The sequence below is a fragment of the Anaerocolumna jejuensis DSM 15929 genome, assembly GCF_900142215.1.
Classification (GTDB): Bacteria; Bacillota; Clostridia; order Lachnospirales; family Lachnospiraceae; genus Anaerocolumna; species Anaerocolumna jejuensis.
In genome coordinates, this window is record NZ_FRAC01000006.1 from 107439 (window position 1) to 128987 (window position 21549).

Genomic DNA, 21549 nt, shown 5'->3' on the forward strand with positions numbered 1-21549 from the left:
AATATGGTAAAAGATAAGAGAAGAATTAAATACAAGTAAGAGTTTATTACAAGTTATTTCATGACTTTTTTAATTTATTGCATTAAAGTGATTTTAGGGATTAACTGCAATATAACGCAAAACGCTTGCCAACTATTCGTTAAACTTGTGTTTTGCGAATAGTTATTTTTATGCCCTTCTTTAAGGGGTATTTGAATAAATTGTACCTAAATTGACAAATGTATAAAAATTAGAAAGGAATGAAAAATTATGAAATTAAAAGGTACTTTTATTTACTTGGGGGTTGATACTTTCCACTCCACGAAAAACAATAAGGATTATAAGTCAGCTTGCTTTTTGCAGGGAACCGATGTACAGAAAATATTTTTAAATGAAGATTCAGGAAATCTTCTATACAATATTCCGGTACAGACTCCAGTTGATGTTGAACTGGATATTCGAACGGGGCAAAATACGTTTGTGTCTCTTTTGTCTGTAACACCTACGATTTCTTCCAGTTCTGCTGATAAGTCGAAAACGGCTTAAACACCAATTCTTTTTCGGTGTATGGGCGCAAGCCCTTGTAAACAGCGTTAAGAAGTTTAAGCGGACGTGCCCCCAACGGTTTGGGGGTGCGTTTGCGGTATCCGTAAGGGTATAAACTTTAGCGTACGTGTTCATAGTTTTAAAATTTGCGGATTCTCTCCTTCCTCAAGTTTTATATAGAAATCAAAGTAAAGGGGGTGAATATATGTTGTTTTTAGCTTCTACAAGTGGTATGGCTAATGCGTTATCCAATATTACATCGGCTGTGGCTAGTGTGGTTTCTATTGCTACTACTGGTGATTTAGCTATTTTCTTTTGGGCTGGTGTTGCTGGTATTGGTATTGGCATTATGCACAAATTAAAGCATTAATACATAATGTTTGGGACTATTTAATATAGTCCCTTTTTTATAGAAAGGGGAAAAATGAGAAACATTCTTAAAATTATTTTTGTTTTTACTTTTACATTTATTCTTTTTTGGTTTCCTTCAAAAGTTTATGCTGCTGATTATGGTCCTGATGTTATTACGGATGCGCAATTACAATCTGCTCTTAATGCATTCAAGAATTATGTTTCAACTTACGAACCTATTAAATCTCAAATTAGTGGCAAGATATTGCATTATACTGCTATTTATAATGGTGCTCGTATTGTTGTTTATTGCAATACGCTAACTGCTACAATTGATTATCAGTTTGGCGCTTGTTATATCCACCCTAATGATTCAAGTGGTTTTAGTATGGAATTAGATATACAGTCTGATGGTACTTTCACCTTACCGACGGGCTGGGGTACTAATTATATTTTTTCTGGTGGTAGTTTTATTTCTAATCATAGTATTCGTTATACGGATTATTCTATATGTACTTATTCTGGTACTTTGATGAGAGGTTCTGTTAATGTCGGTGAAAAGTATCAACCTACCCAAGCGGATATGTCAGGCCCGGTACCGTCTTATGATTCTACTGTTCCGACTCCGTCTAATCTACGTGTGAAATATATATTACCAAAAGGATTATTTCCAAAAATAAGAGAGACACAATTACAAAGTACGTGGACTCCTACGTCTGGTGCTTTAAGAGCTGAAATAAGCTTGGTTTATAATTTTAAGTCTGGTGCTGATAAAATTACAAAGGTGATCCCATATGTCACTTATGCTGATGGTGTATTTGCTTCTGCGGGTCAACGTACGGATTTATTACAAACGGATATAGAAAAATTCATACATGATAAAAATTCGAATACATCTGGTCAAACGTTTGAAAATGGGAAACTTAATTTAGTTGCTTATTATATCAGATTTTCTATTTTTTCAGATGATAAACTTAAATATGGAAATTGGGTTAAGGTAGATTTAGTTACTGGTGGAAGTTTTGACGACGGTAATGTTACTAATAAATATGATGAGGTTTACACCGACAAAAATGGGGATGAAATTAGTGTTGATAATCCCGAATACGGCGGTACTACATATGATAATGATGGAAAAAAGGTAGACCCTACTAGTTTAAGAAGTTTTACCGATTATTTATTAGCAATACCTAATATTTTAGCAAAAACGTTTGAAGCTCTGGTGTCACTTATCGGTGGTATAGGTAAATTTAATATCATTATGGCATATTTATTTGTTGGTATGTCTCCTGTTATACCTACTTTATTGGTTGGGGGTATTGGACTTTTGGTTATATTGGGTATTATTAAGTTTCTTAAGTAGAGGTGTTAATATGGTTGAGGTATGGAAGGCTGTTAACAATATTATGTCAATTGAGATATCGTATAATAGCGTTACTGTGACATTTTGGCAAATGTTTATATATTTTGCTTTGCTTACGTTTGTCGTGTGTTTTATAAGAAATCTATTTGATTAGGGGGTAAATATGACTGACGGACAATTTAATCTATTTATGGAATTTTTACTTGAAATACGTAATTGTGTTGCTATATATGTAATTTGGTTAAATGTAAATAAGCTGTTTAGGGGGTTTAATTAATGGATGCTCTTGTTGGATTTATAATGGGTTCCTCCACTTCTTTTGATATTTATGTAGCCATAAGGCTGGCTATTGTGTTCGCTCTTATTGATATGATTAAATGTGTAACTGTATCATTGGTAAAGGGGGTTAAATAATGGTATTTATATTGGCTGGATTAGTTTTTGTGTCAATTATGATACCAAAATTCGGCTGTTTTTTATTGAACTTACCTCATGTACTCTTCTATCTTCCCAAGGATATATATTTGTATTTTAAGCATAAGGACTATAATAAATGTAAAGTGGGTCATATTATTGCTATTATAGGCTTGTTTGGGCAAGGTAAGACGCTTACGGCTGTACATATTGTTGCTCGAATGTATTTACGTAAATATGGTAAAAAAGTTTGGTGTAGTAGACGTAAAAAATTAGTATATCAAAGGGTAAAAATTATTTCTAACGTTGATTTAAAGGTGCCTTATGAAAAATTTATATCTTTGGAGCAGATTGTATATAGTGCTGAGAATAACCAGAAATATGATGATGATAATGATACTCTAACAGTTACACTTGTATTAGGTGATGAATTTAGTTGTCAAATGAATTCGCGTAATTTTAAAAGCAATATAAGTCCTGTATTGTTGAATACTATACTAACTTGTCGGCATTACTATATAGCTATTTATTATACTACTCAACGATTTAATCAGGTTGATGCTCTCCTACGTCAAGTTACAAGTTATTGTATTAGTTGTAACAAGACTTGGAGGTTGCAGGGAATAGATTATTATGATGCATGGCAGATAGAAAATTCTACTTCTATCTTGCAGGTTAAGCCGTATTGGCGCTCTGCATGGTTTGTTAGAAATAAGGATTATGACATGTATGATACTCTAGCTTGTGTAGATAATTTAAAAAAATCCTCTGAAAATGGTGATATGATTACAGAATCAGAAATATTGGCTTTGCAATGTAATAATGGAAATCCGGATAATTTAATAACACCATCTCGTAAATTCCGTAAAATCCGGAAAAAAATGAGATAATGCCAGAAACTCCCAGTGGGCAAGCGAAGCGCCACTGGGAGTTTTGTTACTACTGAAAGTTCTTCAGACATTTTAGTTAATTAAAGTGCGCTAAGTCTAGTATTACCTTAGCGCACTTCTGTCGCATGTCGCATTTTACTTACTTTCTAGGTTTTATGCGGTGTTAAAGGCTATAAAAAGTTGTCGCAAAGTTGTCGCAAATGCTGTCGCAAGTTAACTTCTGTCGCAAATAAAGGGGATAAGGTATGGCAAAAGATACGCAAAGTCGCAAATGGCAGTTAACAATTAATAATCCTTCTGATAAGGGTTATACCCATGATGTTATCAAGGAAAGATTTGAAAATTTTAAGTCACTTGTTTATTGGTGTATGTCGGATGAAATAGGCTTAGAGAATCATGTTTATCATATTCATTTTTATATGGCCTTCTCTTCTGCTGTTCGGTTTAGTCAGATATCAAAGGCATTTAATGGTGCACATTTGGAAATGGCTAGGGGTACCAGTTTGGAAAATCGGGATTATATTTTTAAAGAGGGTAAATATGAAAAGGATAAAAAGAAAGAAAGTAATCTTCCTGATACGCATGAGGAATTCGGGGAAATGCCTTTAGAGAGACAAGGACATAGGTCGGATATTGAGGATTTATATGATATGGTGAAAGAAGGTTTGACCAATTTTGAAATACTGGAAATGTCTCCGCAGTATCTTTTGAATATTGATAAGGTCGAAAAGGTTCGGCAGATTGTGAAGGAAGAAAATTATAAGACAGTGTTTCGGCAGCTTAGTGTTAATTACATATATGGTCATACTGGTGTCGGTAAGACAAGAGGTATTATGGAAATGTATGGGTATCAGAATATATTTAGAGTTACGGATTATGAACATCCTTTTGATAATTATAAGGGTCAGGACATTATTATTTTTGAGGAATTTAGAAGTAGTTTAAAGATTCAGGATATGTTGAATTATTTGGACGGATATCCCCTTGAATTGCCTTGTAGGTACGCTAATAAGATAGCTTGTTTTACTCAGGTATATATTATTACTAATATCCCACTTTCAGACCAATATGAAGGTATACAAAGGGATTGTAAGGAAACTTGGGACGCTTTTTTAAGGAGGATACATAGGGTTATATGTATGCAGGAAAAACAGTCTGATATATTTACCGTAAAGGAGTATTTTAGCAAAGATACGGACTTTGTCCCTGTAAGGTATATTCAGGAACAAATACCATTTAACGATTAGGGGGTTATATGAAAGAAGATATTAAAGAGTTTATGGAAAATTTTATATGCTTATTAATAATTATGGTTGTGTTACTCTTATCCTTTTTATTTTTATGTACTGTGATTTGTTTTGGGGCATGGGTTTGTAACAAATTGGCTAGAGGTTAATAAGTGCTTAAGAAAGGATGATTATGCTATTACATTACATACCTATGATATTTTTAGGGTTCCTGATATTGATAGATTTTACTATACTTGCTATGGATTTGTTGCAAAGTATAGATAGTGACGTTTAGCCTGTGTCATAGGTACTGTCCCCTCCCTCCCCCCAGGAGCGCATGAAGCGTATCCACTAATCTTTACCGGAGAATACGCTTCATGCGCTCCTGGGGGGAGGGAGGGGACAGTACCGGGCTTATTATATACTTGAATTATAGGACTATCCTGTGTTATTATTAATAAAAAGGACCGGAGGTAACGTATGGATAATGAGTTAAAGGAAGCTCTTAGCGGTGTTGTGGCTGAAATTAGGCAGTTAAGTGATAAAGTGGATAAGATTGACAAACGTTTGGAAATCGTTGAATATAAGGTTGATAGAACAAATGAAAGGTTTGAAAATTTAGATTTAAAGGTTGATAATTTAGATTTAAGGCTTCGCAATGTTGAAGCGAATATTCGTAAAGATATTAGGGGGCTTTCAGAAGATAATGAAACAATTATTGAAGTATTAAAACAACATGAGTTGTTACCAAGATAACAAAAAAATATTACGGTTTATGAAAAGCACATGGTTAAATGCCTTGTGCTTTTTTGATTGAAAGATGGTGGGTTATGGATGATGAAATAAGAGATATTTTAATGGAGATATTCGCAAAGATTGATTATTTAGATTTAAAGTTAGACAGATTGGCAGAACGAATGGATATTAATGATTTGAACTGTCGTAAGTCTGCTAAAGACATTATAGTTAAATTGATAAACTTAATTGATTCATTACCGGAATGATTTTACATATTGCGGAAAAGTTTATATAAAAAATGAAAAAGCACAAGGATAATATAATCCCTGTGCTTTTTTAACCAGTCTTGGAATTTGATGACTTTCCCTGCTTGACTACTTTAGGCTGTGCAAGTGTAACTTTACCGTCCTCTCCTACTATTAGCTGACCATGTTCTTTTTCGTAGTCTTCTATATAGTTTAAAACAATATATTCAAGTAAATTACTGTCGCTTCTTCTATCATTTTTAGCAATATGGCTAAATTTAGCTTTGTCTTGTTTATTGATATATGTTTTAAGTTGGGGTTTATCTGTTGGCATAATTTCTCCTTAAGGTTATAAATAACGCTTGACTTTAGTAGTCTACCGTAGTATACTTTATTTATAAGGTAGTCTACTTAAGACCACGGTCGGTCTAGTTGTTTCTGGATGGCATTGGTAAATCCTGCATGGTTAGCTTGTTAGGCGGTTCGTATTGCCTATCCCTCTTGTACATACTTGCAAGATGGTTCGTTCCTTGGTAATTAAATACTGACGATTCTTTAGTTCTTGGGTTCTCCAAGAATGTATATGAATGTTTCATATTATTTGTATTAAAAATTTTAACATATATTTGTAGAATAGGCAAGGGGATAATAAATCTAACATTTTATCAGGAATATGGATGGAATAAGCATGGATAGTAATTTATTGAAGAAGGTCCCTAAAAAATATCATACAGCCATAACAGATATTTATCATGATGAAGATGGGTACTGGTGTGTTATAGGTTGCAATAGTGGTTATAAATTAGAAAGCTATTATTCCGAATATACAATTCATGAGGATAACTTAAATCAATTTTTAAGTATATTCGAGCAAATAGTAAAATCAAATTTAGATTTTAATAGGGTTAATGGGTTCGCCAAGTAAAAGAGTATATAAAGGCATATGTAAGATGTAGGACTTACTGATATACTCTCCCATTATCCCCTTACATATTGGGGGTTGTGTGATGCATCCTGCGGAAATTTCAATAAGAAATGATATCTCTAATCTTACATTATATAGGCTTGCACCTATTACGGACGATATTAAAAGGGATATTAAATATGCTTTTTGGCATGGTTTTATTGATGAATATATATACAAAGATTTACTGAAAGCTTTATCTGATAAAAGGGATAATTTACTCGAATATTAGTTCGATAAATTGACCTTTTAACTATTCTCCGTATCTTGTGTTTTGCGAATAGTTATATCAGCACTCTTGAATGCGATATAACTCACTATCGAGGGAAATTGTCGAGGGACATAAATGCTTCTAATCATAACAATAATTTTCAATATAATTAATATCCACGTAATATCACCAACCATATATTTCTTTGAAAGCATTAATGACTTCATCACGGATTCTAATCCCAATATCTGAATTTTGCATTACTACCTAAATTCGCCTGGTTTTCCTTGAACCCTTTTTGTATATTTGCAGCACATTCAAGCAACGACATCGTATTGGTATCAACTACAACATCATAACCATCAAAAGGATACAGCCCTTGTTTGACTTGCCATTCAGCATTTCCAATATCCCTGTCCCCTCGACTTTTTTCACGTCTCCTTAATTCTTCCAAGGAACACACCACTTTTACAAGTGTAATTGGATAATCCTTTATTTCTTTTATACAAGCTTCAAATAGAGACTGCTCTTTCCCATCATCTTGGTTTAGAACAACATGATCAACAATAACATTTAATCCCATATCTGAGTATGTTTTTATTGTGTGATACATAGCGTCTACTGCCCTATACCATAAAGTATCGCTGTCAATTCCATTAAAATATCCGCTCAAACAGGGTGCTATAATATCTGTAAAAGTATCTTGTCCAATACAAAAATAAGGTTCTGGAAGTATCTTTTGTAATTCTTTCGTCAATGACGACTTACCAGAACTTGATACCCCATTAAGCCATATAATATGTCCTTTCGCCATTTCCTTCGCCTCCACAGATTCTCATTTGTCATAAATGCTTATTAATAACAAACAATTGCTAATTAAATATGTAGAGATTATACCGCAAATTTACAAGTGTGTAAACTTTTCCATATAAAGTAACATCTAATCATTACAATCATTATCTATGCTCATCAAATCAAAAAATGATATGTAATTATTGAAGTAAAAACTATAGCTTAATAGATATACAATAAGTAAATTAGATAAAATAATCAATTCTGGTTTTCTATTATTATTTTCCTTACCTTTCCTATCACGCATTTATTTATCCTCACTTTCAAGTTAGATTATCAAAGTTTTAGTTAGCTTAAACTAACCTTAATGGTTTGATTATATAACGTAAGAATAATAAAATATAATATATAATTGTTTATATATTGATAGTTATTTTTATATCATTATGTAATTCTATTGTAATGAAAAAAAGAAGTACAACAAAGCTGTACCTCCTCTATCGTACCTTTTTCTTTAATTGATAATTTATTTATTCAAATTCTATACAAAATAATTTATTACATAATCACGAAAATTTATCGCTGCTTTTGAAAAATACCTTTTTTTCTTCCATGCAATCTGAAGAATATTTTTATATTTCAAATCCTTGATTTTCAACAATACAATCGGTTGTTGTTCCCTTTTTTCTTCAACACATGGATAGAATGAAATGCCTATGCCGGCAGCTACTAAGTTGACAATCGCAGAGGATTCGCTGCATTCACAAATTACTTTTGGAGTAAATCCATTCTTTTGATAAATATAATCACAAAACTCTTGCAAACTATGATCTGCTGTCATATTAATAAAAGGTTCGTTTGTTAACTCCCCAAGAGAGACCTCGCCCCGGCTTGCAAGGTAATGCTCCGGTGATACTGCTAAAAAGATATCTTCCACCAGTAATGGAACTGCAGAAATAGTGGGATATTCTTTAACAGTGTTAATAAAGGCAAAATCAATTTCATTAGTTTCCAAAAGATGTATCTTTGTCTTATCATCTCCCAGTTGAGTTATATGGAAATTTACTTTAGGATAAAGTTTATTAAAAGAAAATATAAAATCACCAAATTCTTTGTTAAGGGATGTGGAGGAAAAAGCTACAAAGCCTGACTCACTACCTGACATATCAGAGATTTCCTGACGCCCTTCCTCAACCTCCCTTAATATTTTGTCTACTCGCTTTAAGAATACCTTACCAAACTCATTTAATACTATACTACGGCCTGTTCTATTGAATAATTCTACGCCTAAATCGTCTTCTAGTTTAGATATCGTCGCGCTTAAAGCTGGTTGTGCTACCTGCAGTTCACCCGCTGCTCTGGTCATATGCTCTAATCGTGCTACTGTTTGAAAATATTTAAATTGCAATAAATCCATATTTCACTCTCCTATTGATATGATATTTATTATGTGTTTATATATTATCATATATTTTTATTTATCAATTATAACATATACAATAGGTTTTAGCAGTTATATTAAACTAACTTTTAGATAAGGAGTAATTTTAAATGACAAAACACAGACAAAAGTTTCTGGTATTGGGGATTATCTTGATAGCTTTCAATCTAAGGACTCCATTAACCGCAGTGGGGCCACTAATTAATTCCATAAAAATCGATCTTAATATTTCAAATAGTTTGGCAGGTTTTCTTACAACCTTACCATTATTAATATTTTCTTTTCTATCACCAATAGCATCAAAAATCGGGATTAAAATTGGGCAAGAGCGAACAATTTTTTATGGGCTCCTGCTATTAGCATTTGGAATGCTGCTTCGTTCATCCGGTGGAATTTTCACCTTGTTTGCAGGTACCATCTTAATTGGAGCAGGAATTACTACTGGTAACGTTCTTATCCCCGGTATTATAAAACGGAAATTCCCACAAAAAATAGGGATAATGACTAGTACTTTTTCGACTGCAATGTCACTATTGGCAGGCATCGCTTCCGGGTTAAGTGTGCCTCTTTCCATCAAATTAGGCTTAGGCTGGCGTAATTCGCTGCTAATATGGTGTGTATTAGTTGTGGCTGCAATTATTTTTTGGATTCCTCAAACTAAAAAGCAATGTGAATCTAATAATACAAAGGACCAGAATAATATACAACCAGATACTATATCTGTATGGCATTCACCCCTAGCTTGGAAAGTAGCATTATTTATGGGACTGCAATCTTTTTTATTTTATAGCTTCATTGCATGGCTTCCTGAAATACTTCTCAGTAAGGGATTAAGTATAGAAACCTCCGGTTTCTATCTGTCTTTCTATCAGGTAGTTTCATTACCAACTTCTTTTGTTGCTCCCATAATAGCTGAAAAGCTGAAGAATCAACGTATCCTTGTTGCAAGTTCCTGTTTGACCTATGTTGTTGGTATATTAGGTTTATTAAGGAGTGACAATATGGTTGTTCTAACAATAGCTGTGATTCTAATGGCATTCGCAGGTGGGGCGTGCATTAGCTTATCTTTTACTTTCTTTGGTTTGCGAAGCAGTAATACCAAACAAGCTGCAGAATTATCAGGCATGGCTCAATCCGTAGGATATCTATTAGCAGCTGCAGGCCCTGTATTATTAGGTTCCTTATTTGATCTTACCGATTCCTGGACATTGCCTATCTTATTTTTATCTGGCGTTACGCTGATTCTACTATATGTTGGTGTGCAAGCAGGTCAAAATGAACGAATCTCTTGATAAAGTTATTTTTATAAAATGGCTATAATAAACTTTCATAAACAGTTCGTTATATCTTTAAACAAGTTAATAAAATATTTGTAAAGCACTGATAGGCTTTTCCAGGAACGGTTTATCACTTTCCTGTTAATACGAAAAATCATCAGGTATACGAACATATGCGCGGATATGTTCATCTTTATATCGTACAAGGACACGAGAGACATTGTCATTGTAGGTGTTGCCTTCTGCTACTATGATTTTGTCCTTTTTATCCTCTAAAACAATACCGATATGGTCATGCTCAAGATTGTTAATAACCCTGTCATACAAGACAATATCTCCTGCTTCAGGAATAAAATTATCATCACTACCACAATGATATTCTATTCTTTTGTCACCAATTGCAAACTCTTCCCAACCGCCGCAGCCGGCAAGACTGCAGGATATGCACTCATTAGGGCTATATGGAATAGAAAATCCGGCTTTTACGCAGCAGTAATAAACAAATCCTGCACACCAATTTCTATCTGCCTGTTCAATATTCCATTTTGGAAATAAACTGACAATCGGTTGAATATTTGCTTCCTCGTCCGGAAGAATACCATGGAAAGGTCTTAATGCCTCTAACTTTGCGATTTCTGCTAATTCTGCTCTAGTAGACATGAGATAAACTCCTTTCTGTATAATAAAAGTAGGTTGTCGCTTTGCGAAATATACTTGTATCCTCTTCATTAGTTTACAGTCTTACTTCTACCCATTTTGTTACATAATCAGCAACCTCAGAGGTGCTTTTTCCGGTAATATCATAAGTATCAATTTTTTTACCGGATAAAGTACCATTTTCAATAAACCAACGATTATATTCAATAGAGCTATTTATCCAGTTAGAATCGGTTATATGCCTGCCTTCACGCATCCTTATTTCTAAATCTTCGGTATTGCATACCAAAGCTAAATAATGAATTATTTTTAGACAGAGACATAATCTGTTCTACCCAATTTTTGTAATCTGCTTCAGAATTATGAGGCATGATATTATATAAGAAATCTGCATCCATAACGATGAACTTCGTATCACGCTGAATTAATTCCTGAGCTGTTGTGGTTTTCCCAACTCCACTGCATCCAGTCAATATAAAAAGAGGCATTGCTTTAAATTTCCATCGGTATCCGCATTGCTGACATATAACATATTTCTTATCTTCTGATATCTGTTTATTCCATTCGTAATCCCCACATTTGGGGCATATTCCAATCATTCCTGTACCTCCAAAATGCCGATGCACTCTGGGAAAACAGCAGCTTTAATATACTGAATTTCCGCAGTTTATGTCAAAAGGCATAATCAACAGCTTCTGTATTTCTTTTTCATGTGCTTTAAAAAACCATTCAATTGCTTTTCCATAATTCTCTTTACTATCAAATTCCCAATAAGAAAAGTATTTAACGCATTTCACGATTTTTGTCAATTCTCTTGGCGGTTTTCCAATCTCATCTAAAGTAAAGAATCGTTTAACGTATTTTATATCAATACATCCTTCTTGCTGTTTTTGTTCCTCTGCTATGATGGTTATTATTTTTTCAAATTCATCTAATTTATCTGGCTTGACTTGAAATATTTTTACCTCAGAAAAGGAATTTTTCATAAACTTACCTCCGTATAATATAAATTATATAGTAATGCTTCAGTTCGTTACAATTTACAAATATGAATTAATTATATAGATTATACCTCAATTTCCCAGTTGTGCAAATATTATCTATTAATCTATTATCTAAATTTCATAACAATCATCTTTACTTCTTTTACCACTTCTCTTCTGTAATCGCAGTATGGCAGAGTCTCTGACTCTGCCATATTGTAATATCTTAAATTAATTAAATTTTATTGTTAAAATACCCTTACTGTAACTTGCATTGATATTAGAGATGTAACCATAATGATATACATAAGCTTCACAATAAGTATTGACATCCTTCCCTTTTATTTTAAAGGTATAGGTGTGCTTCTTTCCGTTCCGGCTCAGATATGAAGCATAGGAGGCAGCTCTCCTTAAATCGTCTGTGGTTTTGATATTATTCCTGTTAATATTTTTCCAGCTCTTGCTGAACTTCTCCGGGGTATAATCATCTCCCTCCCATACATGGGTTCCCATGAACTCATAGGAAGATTTTAAGAAAAACCCTCTGTATATCTTATTGTTCTTTGTACTATGTGTAACTTTTGCATCTGAAACTGTGTCTACATGATAACATTTATCTCCAAGATAAACCCTGTTCCAATAGAGAAAGGAATCGTCCACTGAATTGCAGGGTATTAATAACCGGTTGCAGCACTCTTTAAATAAGTCGGCAAAGGAATCCATTTTATAGACTTTATCTTTCATTAATTTTTTGGCATCATACAAATTATCTCTCATAACATAGCCGGGAAAACTGTCCAGATATAATAATTCCTCATAGGAATCATATTTTGATACAATGGCATCATGAATAGCTCTAAGCTTTTCCTTATCGGTCTTACAGCCCTTGATTGCTTTCTTTGTAAATTCATATATTTCATCTTTTTGTAATTTATCTTTTTTAGTAGGCTTTTTACCATAGTACAGTGTTTTTGTTTTTTCGTCATACTGAAAGAGCTTCAGATCTTTTTTCCAGTCAACAATATCTGAAAGCCTGTAATATGTTTCATGACCTATGGTATACCTGTCTTTTTTATACCAGGCAAAGAAATTATAATTTTTTTCAAGCTTATCTAATTTACCGACTACAGTCCCTGATTTTTTAAAAAATTTATAATCTACATTATAATATTTATATTGTTTATCATCTAAAAAATTGATTCTTTCTAACAAATATTGACTGTTTTCCCAAATTAAAAAATTATAATCATCTTCCGGTATATAGAATTCCCCGCCATCCTCTAGCACATAAGAAATTCTGCATCTTGATATATAAAGAGTTAACGGCGACAATTCATATTGGCCGTCTGCCTTGGTGTATGGCAGCTTTAACTCCTCTCCTATTACCAGCTCATCACTATATTTATACTGAACATCATAAACAATTTTATCGCAGCTTAGATTATTTATTAATTCTACACTTTGGAAATTAGGGTATTGCTTTAAGATTGCTGCTTCGATATCTTTCTTCAGACTTTCAACCGTATCATAGCTCCCATTTAAAGTAAGTGAAAAGAATTCATCAATTTCTCCAATACCGCCGGGCTCATTTGCATCTGCATATTTTGCAATGTATTCTGTTTCAAGGGTTACCTCTTTTAAAACTTTGCTGACTATCGCAATATCTTCTGCTTCATGATCAGAGGAAGCCAGCACTCCTTGTATGTGCTCATCGATATGGTCATCCAGGTCAACATCCGTTACGGTTACCTCTTTCGTATGTAACGTCTCAGCAAATACAGTGCTTGGTGTGCAGAAAACTAAGATTGCCGTAAATAGCAGAGCAATCACGGCAGCGGTTGTCTTTGTTTTGTTTCTCATGTAGTATAATCTCCTCTGTAAGTGGTGTCATTTCAATCTTAAGTTGTAAATAAATCACTCATGTAAAAATGCCTTGAAATTTTATTGGTTCCCCTTACCAATTAACCAGAAAGTATTTCACACTAACCGCCATGCCTTCCCAACACGACGCAAGATTGGGCTGAGGATTTCGCAGGCACAATCGTATGTGTGAAAATTGCTTTTTAATTTTCACACTATCCCTTCTTTAAACCTTACGCTTTAAGCCTCAAGATAATATTTTGCCTGTGTCTGAAACATGGTTGCATAGAGGGATTCACTCTGTTTAATCAGTTCCTTGTGAGGCCCGTATTCTACAATCCTGCCATCCTGAAATACAGCAATTTTATCGGAGAATCTTGTACTGGAAAGTCTGTGTGAGATATAAATAGCCGTTTTTCCCTTGACCAGTTTATCGAAGCTCTGATATACTTCATATTCTGATATAGGGTCTAAAGCCGAGGTTGGCTCATCCAATATAACAATGGGCGAATCTTTGCATAAGGCTCTGGCTATGGCTATTTTTTGACTTTGTCCTCCTGAGAATTCAACTCCGGTCTTATCAATATCCTTATAGATGCTGGTATCAATCCCCTTTTCCAATTTCTCTAAATCCTTTGCAAAACCTGCTTTATCAAGCTCCTTTCGTATGTCCTCTTCTTCTATACCTGGCTTCACGGTTAAATTTTCCCTGATTGTATAGGACAATAATTTGAAATCCTGAAATACAACCGATAACAGCCTTAAGTATTCCTCATATTTTATTTCCTTTATATTAACCCCACCCAAAAGTATATCCCCCGAAGAAGGCTCATAGAGCCGTGTCAGCAATTTTATAAAGGTCGTTTTTCCGGCACCGTTTAACCCTACTATGGATAGCTTTTCACCGGGAACTATTGTTATGGATATATTTTTCAGTGTATATTCTTTTTTACCGGGATAGGCAAAGGAAACATCCCGAAATTCTATGGTATAATCCTTAATATCTTCTGCTGTATATTTTCCATCCTGATCTTTTACTTTTATTTTATCAAATTTCATAAACATTTCCAGGTACATGCATAATTGATTTATTTCTATAAAAGCATTGATAAAGCTCAATAAGGAATCACTAAAGCTCCTTGCTGCACCTGCATACATGGTAAAGCTTCCGATCGTAATCTTTTCGGCCATTACCTTTACTGCCAGATAAGCGTATACGATAACTGTCTGAATCTGGACATTTATATTGGAGATTCCGGTGCATTTTCCTGTTTCCGTAAAGAGTCTTGAATAGATTGCCAGAAGATTATCCATAAAGTGCTTCATTTTTCTGATTAACAAAGGAGCACTGTTATATAACCGGACATCCTTTCCCATGGAAAAATCCGCAGTCAGTCTAACAAAATACCCAAAGGCCCTATTGTCATATACAGCCTTCTGGTTATCTTCATATTGGATTCTCTCCATTTTTTTAAATAACAGAGCGTTCATACATACTATAAGTAAAAGTACTATTATGATAAGTGGATTTAATATGCTTAAGATGTAGCCCAACCCTGCAAGAGTCACAAGCTGATTAATAATTGCTGCTCCACTCTCGACGGTCCTTCTGACGGCATTCAGATTATATATTGCAAAAAAAGCTTTCTCCTTTAAGTCCAGTATTTCTGACTTTTCGACATTTTCAAAGTCCATGTCTACGCATTTGCTTCCCAGATAGGAATCCAGCTGGTAGCTGAATTTTTCTTCACCCATTTCTACCTTTTTAACAAAATAGCTGCTTAAGAGCTTAAAGAATAAATTCCCCAGTATCAATATTGCTGCATATAGAAATAATTTCTTCTTATCCTGCTCTCCCATCAATTCATCGATAATTAATTTTGGAACAATGATATTAATAAATGGTGCGGCTGCCTGTATTGCAGTAGACAGTAATATTGTGATAATATAAGCAGGTGATAAGGAATAGACCATCCGGTAAAAATACAATAATAATTTACTGTTCTTCATGTCCTTCCTCCTTATAATATTCTGCCTGTATCTGGAACATAGCTGCATAAGACTTATTAAGCCTCATCAATTGTTCATGTGTGCCGTATTCTTTCAGCTCTCCGTCTTCAAGAAAAGCAATATTATCACAGAACCGGGTACTTGACAACCTGTGGGAGATATAGATTGCCGTTTTATTCTTTATCAGATTATCAAACTCCGTATAAATTCTGGATTCTGCCAAGGCATCCAATGCAGCGGTTGGCTCATCCATGATGATGATATCACCGTCCTTATAAAGAGCTCTTGCCATTGATAACTTTTGGATTTCACCGCCTGATAGTTCGACGCCTTCTTCATCCATTATTTTAAACAAATTGGTCCCGTCCTTTTTCTCCAGACGGTTTATTTTTTCATTAATACCGGATTGCAGCAAGGCTTCTTTGTATTTCTCTTCCTCCTGGGTCTCAAATTCCATGGTTATATTTTCTCTTATGGTAAAGGCAAATACCTTTGTATCCTGGAATACCACAGAAAACAGTTTACGGTACTGTTCCAAATCATATTCTCTTATGTCCATTCCATTGACCAGAATTCTTCCGCCTGTTGGCTCATACAATCTTGTTAATAACTTAACAAGGGTTGTTTTACCCGCACCATTAATTCCAACCAGCGCCAGCTTTTCTCCCGCTTTCATATGGATGGAAAAATCTTTCAAGATATCTCTTTTGCTGTTTGGATAGTGGAAACTTACATTTTCAAACACAATATCAAATTGAGAAGCCTCTGGATTGTAACCCTTATCGATGCTGCTTTCCTCGTCTTTTTTTAAGAACTCCCGGAAATCACTGACATAGAGAGCATTTACCCAGATATCAGCAAAATCCTTAATCGTAGTTTGCATCCAGGTAACAAATCCATTTAAGGCAAAGGTATATAATACGAAATTACTGATAGAAATATTGTCATTAAGGACATTTATAATAAGATATGTATAGACAATCCCCTCTCTGACAGCCATAAGTACACCTTCTTTTATGCCGGCATAGAGGTATTTATTTTTAATGGCATTGGTTATTTGTAAGGCCTTCCCTTCCGCTTCTTTTTTCTTTTTTAGTATCATGGACTTTAAGCCATACAACCGCATGTCCTTGCCATATTGAAAATCCGACAGCTTGGAGGAGCCGTAATAAGACATTCTCTCTTCCTGGGCCAGCTCGTCCTTGCAGCTCCTTCGATAGCGGTTTGCCTTATCGATAAACAAATAGGATAAAAACATGGAAACCAGCAAAACTCCCCATATATAAGGATTTAGCTGAATGAGAATAACCGAAAATATCAAAAAGCCTATAACATTGCCGGGTATGGAAAATAGTTTAATTATTACAAGTCCAAATCCTTCTGCGGGGTTATTTACCGTATTTAATGCTATCCTGACTTCTTTTAAAATGTCCGGATCTTCCGTATAGGCATAATTCATCTTCATTGTCTTTTCAGCTAACATCCGGATAAAACCATACCGGACCGCATTCATTTTCATGCGGAACCTGCCCTGTAAATATTCTTTAAAATACCCGGTTATTCCGGCTATGACCAATGCCAATACAAGTATCACTGCAATTTTTTTAATATTTTTTCCGTCCGTTAATTCATCAATCAGAAGCTTTGGCACATATATCCATATAAATGGTGATAATCCAAGAAAAATGGAATATATTCCGATATCAAAAAAGATGGACTTTTTCCATTTAGCTATATATTCCATAACAAATAACAGATTATTTATTACATCCTTCGCTTTCGTATTCAAAATATACTCCTTTTTCGCTTTCGTATTACTGCTTTTTGATATAGTAATCAACCAATACATCCACCTCTACTATATTCTCCCTGGAGTCTCTTAAAACCTGTTGTTCTGCTGTCTTTAGTATATCTATGTAATGGAAAAGCTTCTCATCGGCAGGTATCCTGATGCTTTCATAGGCTTTTCCGAAGGTATAAGGATTGTCCATGTTACAGGAAAAGCTCATATCTCCGTTGGGGCGCACTGCCAGAAATCCATCGGACAGGGAATAAAGCGGCTCATCCTGATAATCAGAAATCATGGCTTTTATCTGGTCATAATTTTGAATATTGCTTTTGTCAATACGCTCCGGGTACCTTTGGTTCAGCGCTTCAACTTTCTGAAGAAAAAGAGGAAAATCCTCTTTTGTAATTATCAATGCTTTGCTTTCTTCCTTCTCTTCTTCTGATTTTGAACCAAGGGCGGCAATAGGTGTGAATTTGACCATACAATTGTAAGAATCTAAGAGCTTCCTCCCAATTTCCTCTATCTCATTCAAATATTCTTTTGCCAGTGTAACCTGAACATAGGTGAATATGCCCTTGCTGTCTAAAAAGGCAAGGGCTTCCATTACTTTGTCATAGCTGTCTCTTTGCGTTATATCCTTATGCTGCCGGGCGTTTGCACCTAATATACTTGTAAAATACATATCAAGGCACCTGTAACCTGCCAGTTTTTCAAGCCTTTCCGGTGTCATGGCAAGGCCGTTGGAAGCAAAATTAAACGGTATGCTTAAGTTTTCCGCATAATCAAGTATTTCAAATATATCCTTTCTGACAACAGGTTCACCTCCTGTTATTATGAGGTAGTTTCCTCCCTGTTCCTGAAATTCTTTGATTATATGCTTTATCTGCTCCGTAGACATTTCCGCTGTCTGATGGTGCATTCCGCCATCAAGGTAACAATGCCTGCACCTTTGATTGCAGGCATGTGTTACTTCCAAATAAAGAGTTTTTATTGGTAAATAATCCATTATAATCTCCATGTATATCAAAATTTTTTTCTATAGCTTCCGCTACTTAGTTAAGCTTTCATATCTTCAATACTCTTTAATAAGATTTCCTTTGCGCAGGATATGGCATTGGCCACGCTTCCTTCCTCAAAAGGCACCGACAGATTGGCAGCCTTAAGAAGCTCCAGATAGCTTTTGCTTGACCCGGCTTTACACAGGTTTAAGTAGTCTTTCCATGCCTGCTCCTTATTTTCCAGATAACGCTTCTTAAATTCCATGGCTCCCATGGTCGTAAGAGTATAATTGATGTAATAAAAAGGATACAGAAATATATGAAGTTTATGGTACCAGTAGCCTCCCCTTTCCATAAATTCATCCTTTTCATATTTACGCCAGGGCATGTATTTTTCTTCTAATTTGTGCCATTCCAAGGTTCGCTCCTTTGGGGTCAAATCCGGATTGGCATAGACAATATGCTGGAATTCGTCCACTGCCACACCAAAGGGAACAAAGGTTATGGCATCCTGCAAATGTGCAAAGCGGTATTTGTCCGCAGCATCTCCGAAGAAATACTCTGCATAAGGATAGGCAAATTGCTCCATGGACATGGAATGGATTTCGGCTATATCCGTACCGCCCATATAATACCGGGAAGTCTTCTGTTCCCGCATTGCTTCATAACCGGCAAAAGCATGACCAAGCTCATGAGTCAATACCTGCATATCAAAAATGGTGTGGTTAAAGCAGGAAAAAACATAGGGAGCCTTATAGGAATGCAAAATTGTCATATATCCGGTAGAAGCTTTGTTCGGCTTATTTTTTAAATCCATTAACTCATGCTCTATCATAAAATCAATAAACCCGCCGGTCTCCGGACTCATCTCATGATACATTTTCTGTGCTTCCCTTATCAGATAATCCTCATCCCCAATTGGTTCCGCATTGCCATCCGTGAACTTATACTTTTCATCATAGACCATTAATTCCTTCACACCGATACGTTTCCTCTGAGCCTCATAGAGAGTTTCACACAGAGGTACGATTTCTCTTCTGACCTGTTCACGAAAAGCTTCCACCTCTTTTACACCATAGTCGCTTCTCTCCTGCAGCATATAGCCAAGAGGTATATAGTTTTCATAGCCGAGAGCCTTACCCATCTCATTTCTAACCTTTATCAGCTTATCAAAGATATTTTCCATCTCTTCTTCATTCTGATGATAAAAATCAGAATAGGCCTGAAAGGCTGCTTTTCTTGAATTTCTGTCCGAATCTTCAAAATGCTTTTGGATTCCATATAGATTTAAGGCTTCTCCTTCAAAAGGTATCTGTGCGGTTGCCATTAACTTCTGATACTGCAGGGTTAATTTTGATTCCTCCTGTAAATAGGGAATAATCTCCTCCCGGAATTGGTCCACATTTCTTTTCAATCCCACAAGAAATTCCTTCCCGTACTCCTTGTTTATATCTTCGGTAAATCTGCTCGCCAGGATTTCTTTCCCTAAGGCAGTGATGGATGCCTTTACTTCCGCCATTCTGTTATTGATGAATTCCACTTCCTTTTCATAAAACTCATCGGTGGTATTCAATGAGTTGCGGATGAAAGCAACTGTTGACATGGTTTCCATCGGGTCGGACAGTTCCTGCATCTTTTGAAGAACCTCCTGAACTTCTTTATAACTTTCAGCCTGCTTAACCTGAACAGCAAGGTTTCTGTATTCTTTTTCAAATCCATCAAAATCTGGTCTTTGATAATTTAATGTTGAAAATGTAAATTTTTCCATTTGCTATCTCCTATATTTTATTATTTATTTTTATGAAAAGCCGTATTTTCAAATACTATCATATCAATATTTCCTTAAAGTTACAACTATAATAGATTATTTCTACAGTAATTATTTGGCAGTACTTAAATCAGTACAGATAACTTTCAAATTATTTTAATGCTGCTTCCTCCGCATAAGGTTCAAGATGTACTATGACCTGGGCATTCGCATTCATCCGGTCTCTGATGGCATTTTCTATCTCATGTACCAACCTGTGTGTTTCAGAAATATTTAGATAAGGTTCCACCATAATATGCATGTCGATATAAAGATTCTGGAGGGTCCCTCTGCTTCTGATTTTGTGAGTATCCTTTACCATGTCAAAACTCATAACAATATTCTTGATTTCTTCCGTATCCACCACTACTCTGTCAAGGAGTATATTGCAATTTGTCTTTCCTACCTCATAAGCTCCATGAAAGATAAAAACTGCTACTATAATGGACACTGCCCCGTCGACTGCCGGCGGCAGCCCTATTTTGACCCCGACTACTGTTATAAGTACTCCGATGGATACAAAGATATCACTTCTGGTATGCATGGAGTCCGATACCAGAATGAGGCTGGATAATTCTTTCCCTTTTTTGTATTCCCCTGCTGATACAAGAATATTGATGAACAGGGTAGCCAGCAGTACCAGAAGGCTTGCTAACGTAATTTCCGGCTTTACCGGATTTTGTAATACATGAATGGCATTGATAACTATTTTGCTTCCTACAAAGAAAAGAAGGACAGCAATGAATACTCCCGAAAGAGTCTCAAACTTATTGTGACCATAGGGATGCTCTTTATCCTCCGGTTTGGAGGCAAAACCAATGCCTATCAAGCCGACTATATTGGAAAGCCCGTCTGTCAGGGAGTGCAGTCCGTCAGCTGTCATACTGGTGCTTTTGATGCAGGTGCCGATTACTATTTTCAGAACCGCTACCAGCCAATTTAACAGGAGTATAATAATTAATATTCTTTGTACCCTTATATAGTTATTCTTAACCATGAATACCT

23 protein-coding genes are annotated in these 21549 nt (G+C 35.1%); 10 read left to right on the forward strand and 13 right to left on the reverse strand.

Features of this window, described 5'->3' with window-relative positions; all coding sequences use genetic code 11:
- Positions 1-249 precede the first annotated feature (249 nt).
- From BUB77_RS00465 to BUB77_RS29715, 8 genes are all read left to right on the forward strand, one after another.
- Complete coding sequence (locus BUB77_RS00465) at positions 250-525, forward strand: hypothetical protein (protein ID WP_073271748.1); 276 nt, start codon at positions 250-252, stop codon at positions 523-525.
- Positions 526-730: 205 nt separating this feature from the next.
- Positions 731-895: a hypothetical protein gene (locus BUB77_RS29705; RefSeq protein ID WP_170866548.1), complete on the forward strand. Its 165-nt coding sequence runs from the start codon at positions 731-733 to the stop codon at positions 893-895.
- 54 nt (positions 896-949) lie between these two features.
- Positions 950-2239, forward strand: a complete 1290-nt coding sequence (locus BUB77_RS00470; RefSeq protein ID WP_073271751.1) for a hypothetical protein — start codon at positions 950-952, stop codon at positions 2237-2239.
- Positions 2240-2515: 276 nt separating this feature from the next.
- Entirely contained in the window at positions 2516-2653 is a 138-nt protein-coding gene (locus BUB77_RS29710) for a hypothetical protein (RefSeq protein ID WP_170866549.1), read from the forward strand.
- A complete protein-coding gene (locus BUB77_RS00475) occupies positions 2653-3543 on the forward strand; it encodes a zonular occludens toxin domain-containing protein (protein WP_073271754.1) in 891 nt (296 codons plus the stop codon). The genes BUB77_RS29710 and BUB77_RS00475 overlap by 1 nt, the downstream gene beginning before the upstream one ends.
- A 245-nt stretch (positions 3544-3788) precedes the next feature.
- Positions 3789-4790 (forward strand): replication protein, encoded by a 1002-nt coding sequence (locus BUB77_RS00480; protein ID WP_073271755.1) that lies wholly within the window; start codon positions 3789-3791, stop codon positions 4788-4790.
- A 462-nt stretch (positions 4791-5252) separates the two neighbouring features.
- Positions 5253-5528, forward strand: a complete 276-nt coding sequence (locus BUB77_RS00485) for a hypothetical protein (protein ID WP_084123839.1) — start codon at positions 5253-5255, stop codon at positions 5526-5528.
- A 74-nt stretch (positions 5529-5602) separates the two neighbouring features.
- Complete coding sequence (locus tag BUB77_RS29715; protein WP_170866550.1) at positions 5603-5776, forward strand: hypothetical protein; 174 nt, start codon at positions 5603-5605, stop codon at positions 5774-5776.
- A gap of 70 nt (positions 5777-5846) precedes the next feature.
- Here BUB77_RS29715 and BUB77_RS00490 read toward each other — a convergent pair whose 3' ends face one another.
- Entirely contained in the window at positions 5847-6089 is a 243-nt protein-coding gene (locus tag BUB77_RS00490; protein WP_073271758.1) for a hypothetical protein, read from the reverse strand.
- A 673-nt stretch (positions 6090-6762) separates the two neighbouring features.
- Between BUB77_RS00490 and BUB77_RS00500 the strand changes: the two genes are divergently transcribed.
- Positions 6763-6951 carry a hypothetical protein gene (locus BUB77_RS00500; protein ID WP_073271764.1) on the forward strand — a complete coding sequence of 63 codons (189 nt, stop codon included), beginning with the start codon at positions 6763-6765 and terminating at the stop codon, positions 6949-6951.
- 214 nt (positions 6952-7165) lie between these two features.
- On the opposite strand, the gene BUB77_RS00505 is transcribed toward BUB77_RS00500, so the two are convergent.
- Positions 7166-7744, reverse strand: coding sequence for a chloramphenicol phosphotransferase CPT family protein (locus BUB77_RS00505; RefSeq protein ID WP_073271767.1), 579 nt, complete (start codon positions 7742-7744; stop codon positions 7166-7168).
- A gap of 519 nt (positions 7745-8263) precedes the next feature.
- A complete protein-coding gene (locus tag BUB77_RS00510; RefSeq protein WP_073271770.1) occupies positions 8264-9139 on the reverse strand; it encodes a LysR family transcriptional regulator in 876 nt (291 codons plus the stop codon).
- Positions 9140-9273: 134 nt separating this feature from the next.
- Here BUB77_RS00510 and BUB77_RS00515 point away from each other — a divergent pair, with 134 nt between their 5' ends.
- Positions 9274-10455, forward strand: coding sequence for a CynX/NimT family MFS transporter (locus tag BUB77_RS00515; RefSeq protein WP_073271773.1), 1182 nt, complete (start codon positions 9274-9276; stop codon positions 10453-10455).
- 126 nt (positions 10456-10581) lie between these two features.
- On the opposite strand, the gene BUB77_RS00520 is transcribed toward BUB77_RS00515, so the two are convergent.
- From BUB77_RS00520 to BUB77_RS00565, 10 genes are all read right to left on the reverse strand, one after another.
- On the reverse strand, positions 10582-11100 hold the full coding sequence (locus tag BUB77_RS00520) for a CHAP domain-containing protein (RefSeq protein ID WP_073271776.1): 519 nt from the start codon (positions 11098-11100) through the stop codon (positions 10582-10584).
- 73 nt (positions 11101-11173) lie between these two features.
- On the reverse strand, positions 11174-11353 hold the full coding sequence (locus BUB77_RS00525) for a hypothetical protein (protein ID WP_073271778.1): 180 nt from the start codon (positions 11351-11353) through the stop codon (positions 11174-11176).
- The gene (locus BUB77_RS00530; protein WP_073271781.1) at positions 11346-11696 is read right to left on the reverse strand and encodes a hypothetical protein; all 351 of its coding nucleotides are present in this window, start codon (positions 11694-11696) and stop codon (positions 11346-11348) included. Before BUB77_RS00530 ends, BUB77_RS00525 begins: the two co-directional genes overlap by 8 nt.
- A 45-nt stretch (positions 11697-11741) precedes the next feature.
- Positions 11742-12083: an antibiotic biosynthesis monooxygenase family protein gene (locus BUB77_RS00535; RefSeq protein ID WP_073271784.1), complete on the reverse strand. Its 342-nt coding sequence runs from the start codon at positions 12081-12083 to the stop codon at positions 11742-11744.
- A 228-nt stretch (positions 12084-12311) separates the two neighbouring features.
- Positions 12312-13940 carry a hypothetical protein gene (locus BUB77_RS00540; RefSeq protein WP_073271786.1) on the reverse strand — a complete coding sequence of 543 codons (1629 nt, stop codon included), beginning with the start codon at positions 13938-13940 and terminating at the stop codon, positions 12312-12314.
- A gap of 240 nt (positions 13941-14180) precedes the next feature.
- Positions 14181-15950, reverse strand: coding sequence for an ABC transporter ATP-binding protein (locus BUB77_RS00545; protein WP_073271789.1), 1770 nt, complete (start codon positions 15948-15950; stop codon positions 14181-14183).
- On the reverse strand, positions 15937-17739 hold the full coding sequence (locus tag BUB77_RS00550; protein WP_073272901.1) for an ABC transporter ATP-binding protein: 1803 nt from the start codon (positions 17737-17739) through the stop codon (positions 15937-15939). The genes BUB77_RS00545 and BUB77_RS00550 overlap by 14 nt, the downstream gene beginning before the upstream one ends.
- A gap of 25 nt (positions 17740-17764) precedes the next feature.
- On the reverse strand, positions 17765-18745 hold the full coding sequence (locus BUB77_RS00555) for a radical SAM protein (RefSeq protein ID WP_073271792.1): 981 nt from the start codon (positions 18743-18745) through the stop codon (positions 17765-17767).
- A gap of 50 nt (positions 18746-18795) precedes the next feature.
- On the reverse strand, positions 18796-20505 hold the full coding sequence (locus tag BUB77_RS00560) for a M3 family oligoendopeptidase (RefSeq protein WP_073271795.1): 1710 nt from the start codon (positions 20503-20505) through the stop codon (positions 18796-18798).
- 151 nt (positions 20506-20656) lie between these two features.
- The gene (locus BUB77_RS00565; protein ID WP_073272902.1) at positions 20657-21541 is read right to left on the reverse strand and encodes a cation diffusion facilitator family transporter; all 885 of its coding nucleotides are present in this window, start codon (positions 21539-21541) and stop codon (positions 20657-20659) included.
- Positions 21542-21549: the final 8 nt, after the last annotated feature.

What these genes read in the sequence shown, in the direction of transcription:
- BUB77_RS00505 (WP_073271767.1), bottom strand. Translation starts at nt 7,744, where the DNA reads ATGGCGAAAGGACATATTATATGGCTTAATGGGGTATCAAGTTCTGGT.
- BUB77_RS00500 (WP_073271764.1), top strand. Translation starts at nt 6,763, where the DNA reads ATGCATCCTGCGGAAATTTCAATAAGAAATGATATCTCTAATCTTACA.
- BUB77_RS00490 (WP_073271758.1), bottom strand. Translation starts at nt 6,089, where the DNA reads ATGCCAACAGATAAACCCCAACTTAAAACATATATCAATAAACAAGAC.
- BUB77_RS29710 (WP_170866549.1), top strand. Translation starts at nt 2,516, where the DNA reads ATGGATGCTCTTGTTGGATTTATAATGGGTTCCTCCACTTCTTTTGAT.
- BUB77_RS00520 (WP_073271776.1), bottom strand. Translation starts at nt 11,100, where the DNA reads ATGTCTACTAGAGCAGAATTAGCAGAAATCGCAAAGTTAGAGGCATTA.
- BUB77_RS00465 (WP_073271748.1), top strand. Translation starts at nt 250, where the DNA reads ATGAAATTAAAAGGTACTTTTATTTACTTGGGGGTTGATACTTTCCAC.
- BUB77_RS00485 (WP_084123839.1), top strand. Translation starts at nt 5,253, where the DNA reads ATGGATAATGAGTTAAAGGAAGCTCTTAGCGGTGTTGTGGCTGAAATT.
- BUB77_RS00475 (WP_073271754.1), top strand. Translation starts at nt 2,653, where the DNA reads ATGGTATTTATATTGGCTGGATTAGTTTTTGTGTCAATTATGATACCA.
- BUB77_RS00535 (WP_073271784.1), bottom strand. Translation starts at nt 12,083, where the DNA reads ATGAAAAATTCCTTTTCTGAGGTAAAAATATTTCAAGTCAAGCCAGAT.
- BUB77_RS29715 (WP_170866550.1), top strand. Translation starts at nt 5,603, where the DNA reads ATGGATGATGAAATAAGAGATATTTTAATGGAGATATTCGCAAAGATT.
- BUB77_RS00480 (WP_073271755.1), top strand. Translation starts at nt 3,789, where the DNA reads ATGGCAAAAGATACGCAAAGTCGCAAATGGCAGTTAACAATTAATAAT.
- BUB77_RS00560 (WP_073271795.1), bottom strand. Translation starts at nt 20,505, where the DNA reads ATGGAAAAATTTACATTTTCAACATTAAATTATCAAAGACCAGATTTT.
- BUB77_RS00565 (WP_073272902.1), bottom strand. Translation starts at nt 21,541, where the DNA reads ATGGTTAAGAATAACTATATAAGGGTACAAAGAATATTAATTATTATA.
- BUB77_RS00470 (WP_073271751.1), top strand. Translation starts at nt 950, where the DNA reads ATGAGAAACATTCTTAAAATTATTTTTGTTTTTACTTTTACATTTATT.
- BUB77_RS00510 (WP_073271770.1), bottom strand. Translation starts at nt 9,139, where the DNA reads ATGGATTTATTGCAATTTAAATATTTTCAAACAGTAGCACGATTAGAG.
- BUB77_RS29705 (WP_170866548.1), top strand. Translation starts at nt 731, where the DNA reads ATGTTGTTTTTAGCTTCTACAAGTGGTATGGCTAATGCGTTATCCAAT.
- BUB77_RS00530 (WP_073271781.1), bottom strand. Translation starts at nt 11,696, where the DNA reads ATGATTGGAATATGCCCCAAATGTGGGGATTACGAATGGAATAAACAG.
- BUB77_RS00515 (WP_073271773.1), top strand. Translation starts at nt 9,274, where the DNA reads ATGACAAAACACAGACAAAAGTTTCTGGTATTGGGGATTATCTTGATA.
- BUB77_RS00540 (WP_073271786.1), bottom strand. Translation starts at nt 13,940, where the DNA reads ATGAGAAACAAAACAAAGACAACCGCTGCCGTGATTGCTCTGCTATTT.
- BUB77_RS00525 (WP_073271778.1), bottom strand. Translation starts at nt 11,353, where the DNA reads ATGCGTGAAGGCAGGCATATAACCGATTCTAACTGGATAAATAGCTCT.
- BUB77_RS00545 (WP_073271789.1), bottom strand. Translation starts at nt 15,950, where the DNA reads ATGAAGAACAGTAAATTATTATTGTATTTTTACCGGATGGTCTATTCC.
- BUB77_RS00555 (WP_073271792.1), bottom strand. Translation starts at nt 18,745, where the DNA reads ATGGATTATTTACCAATAAAAACTCTTTATTTGGAAGTAACACATGCC.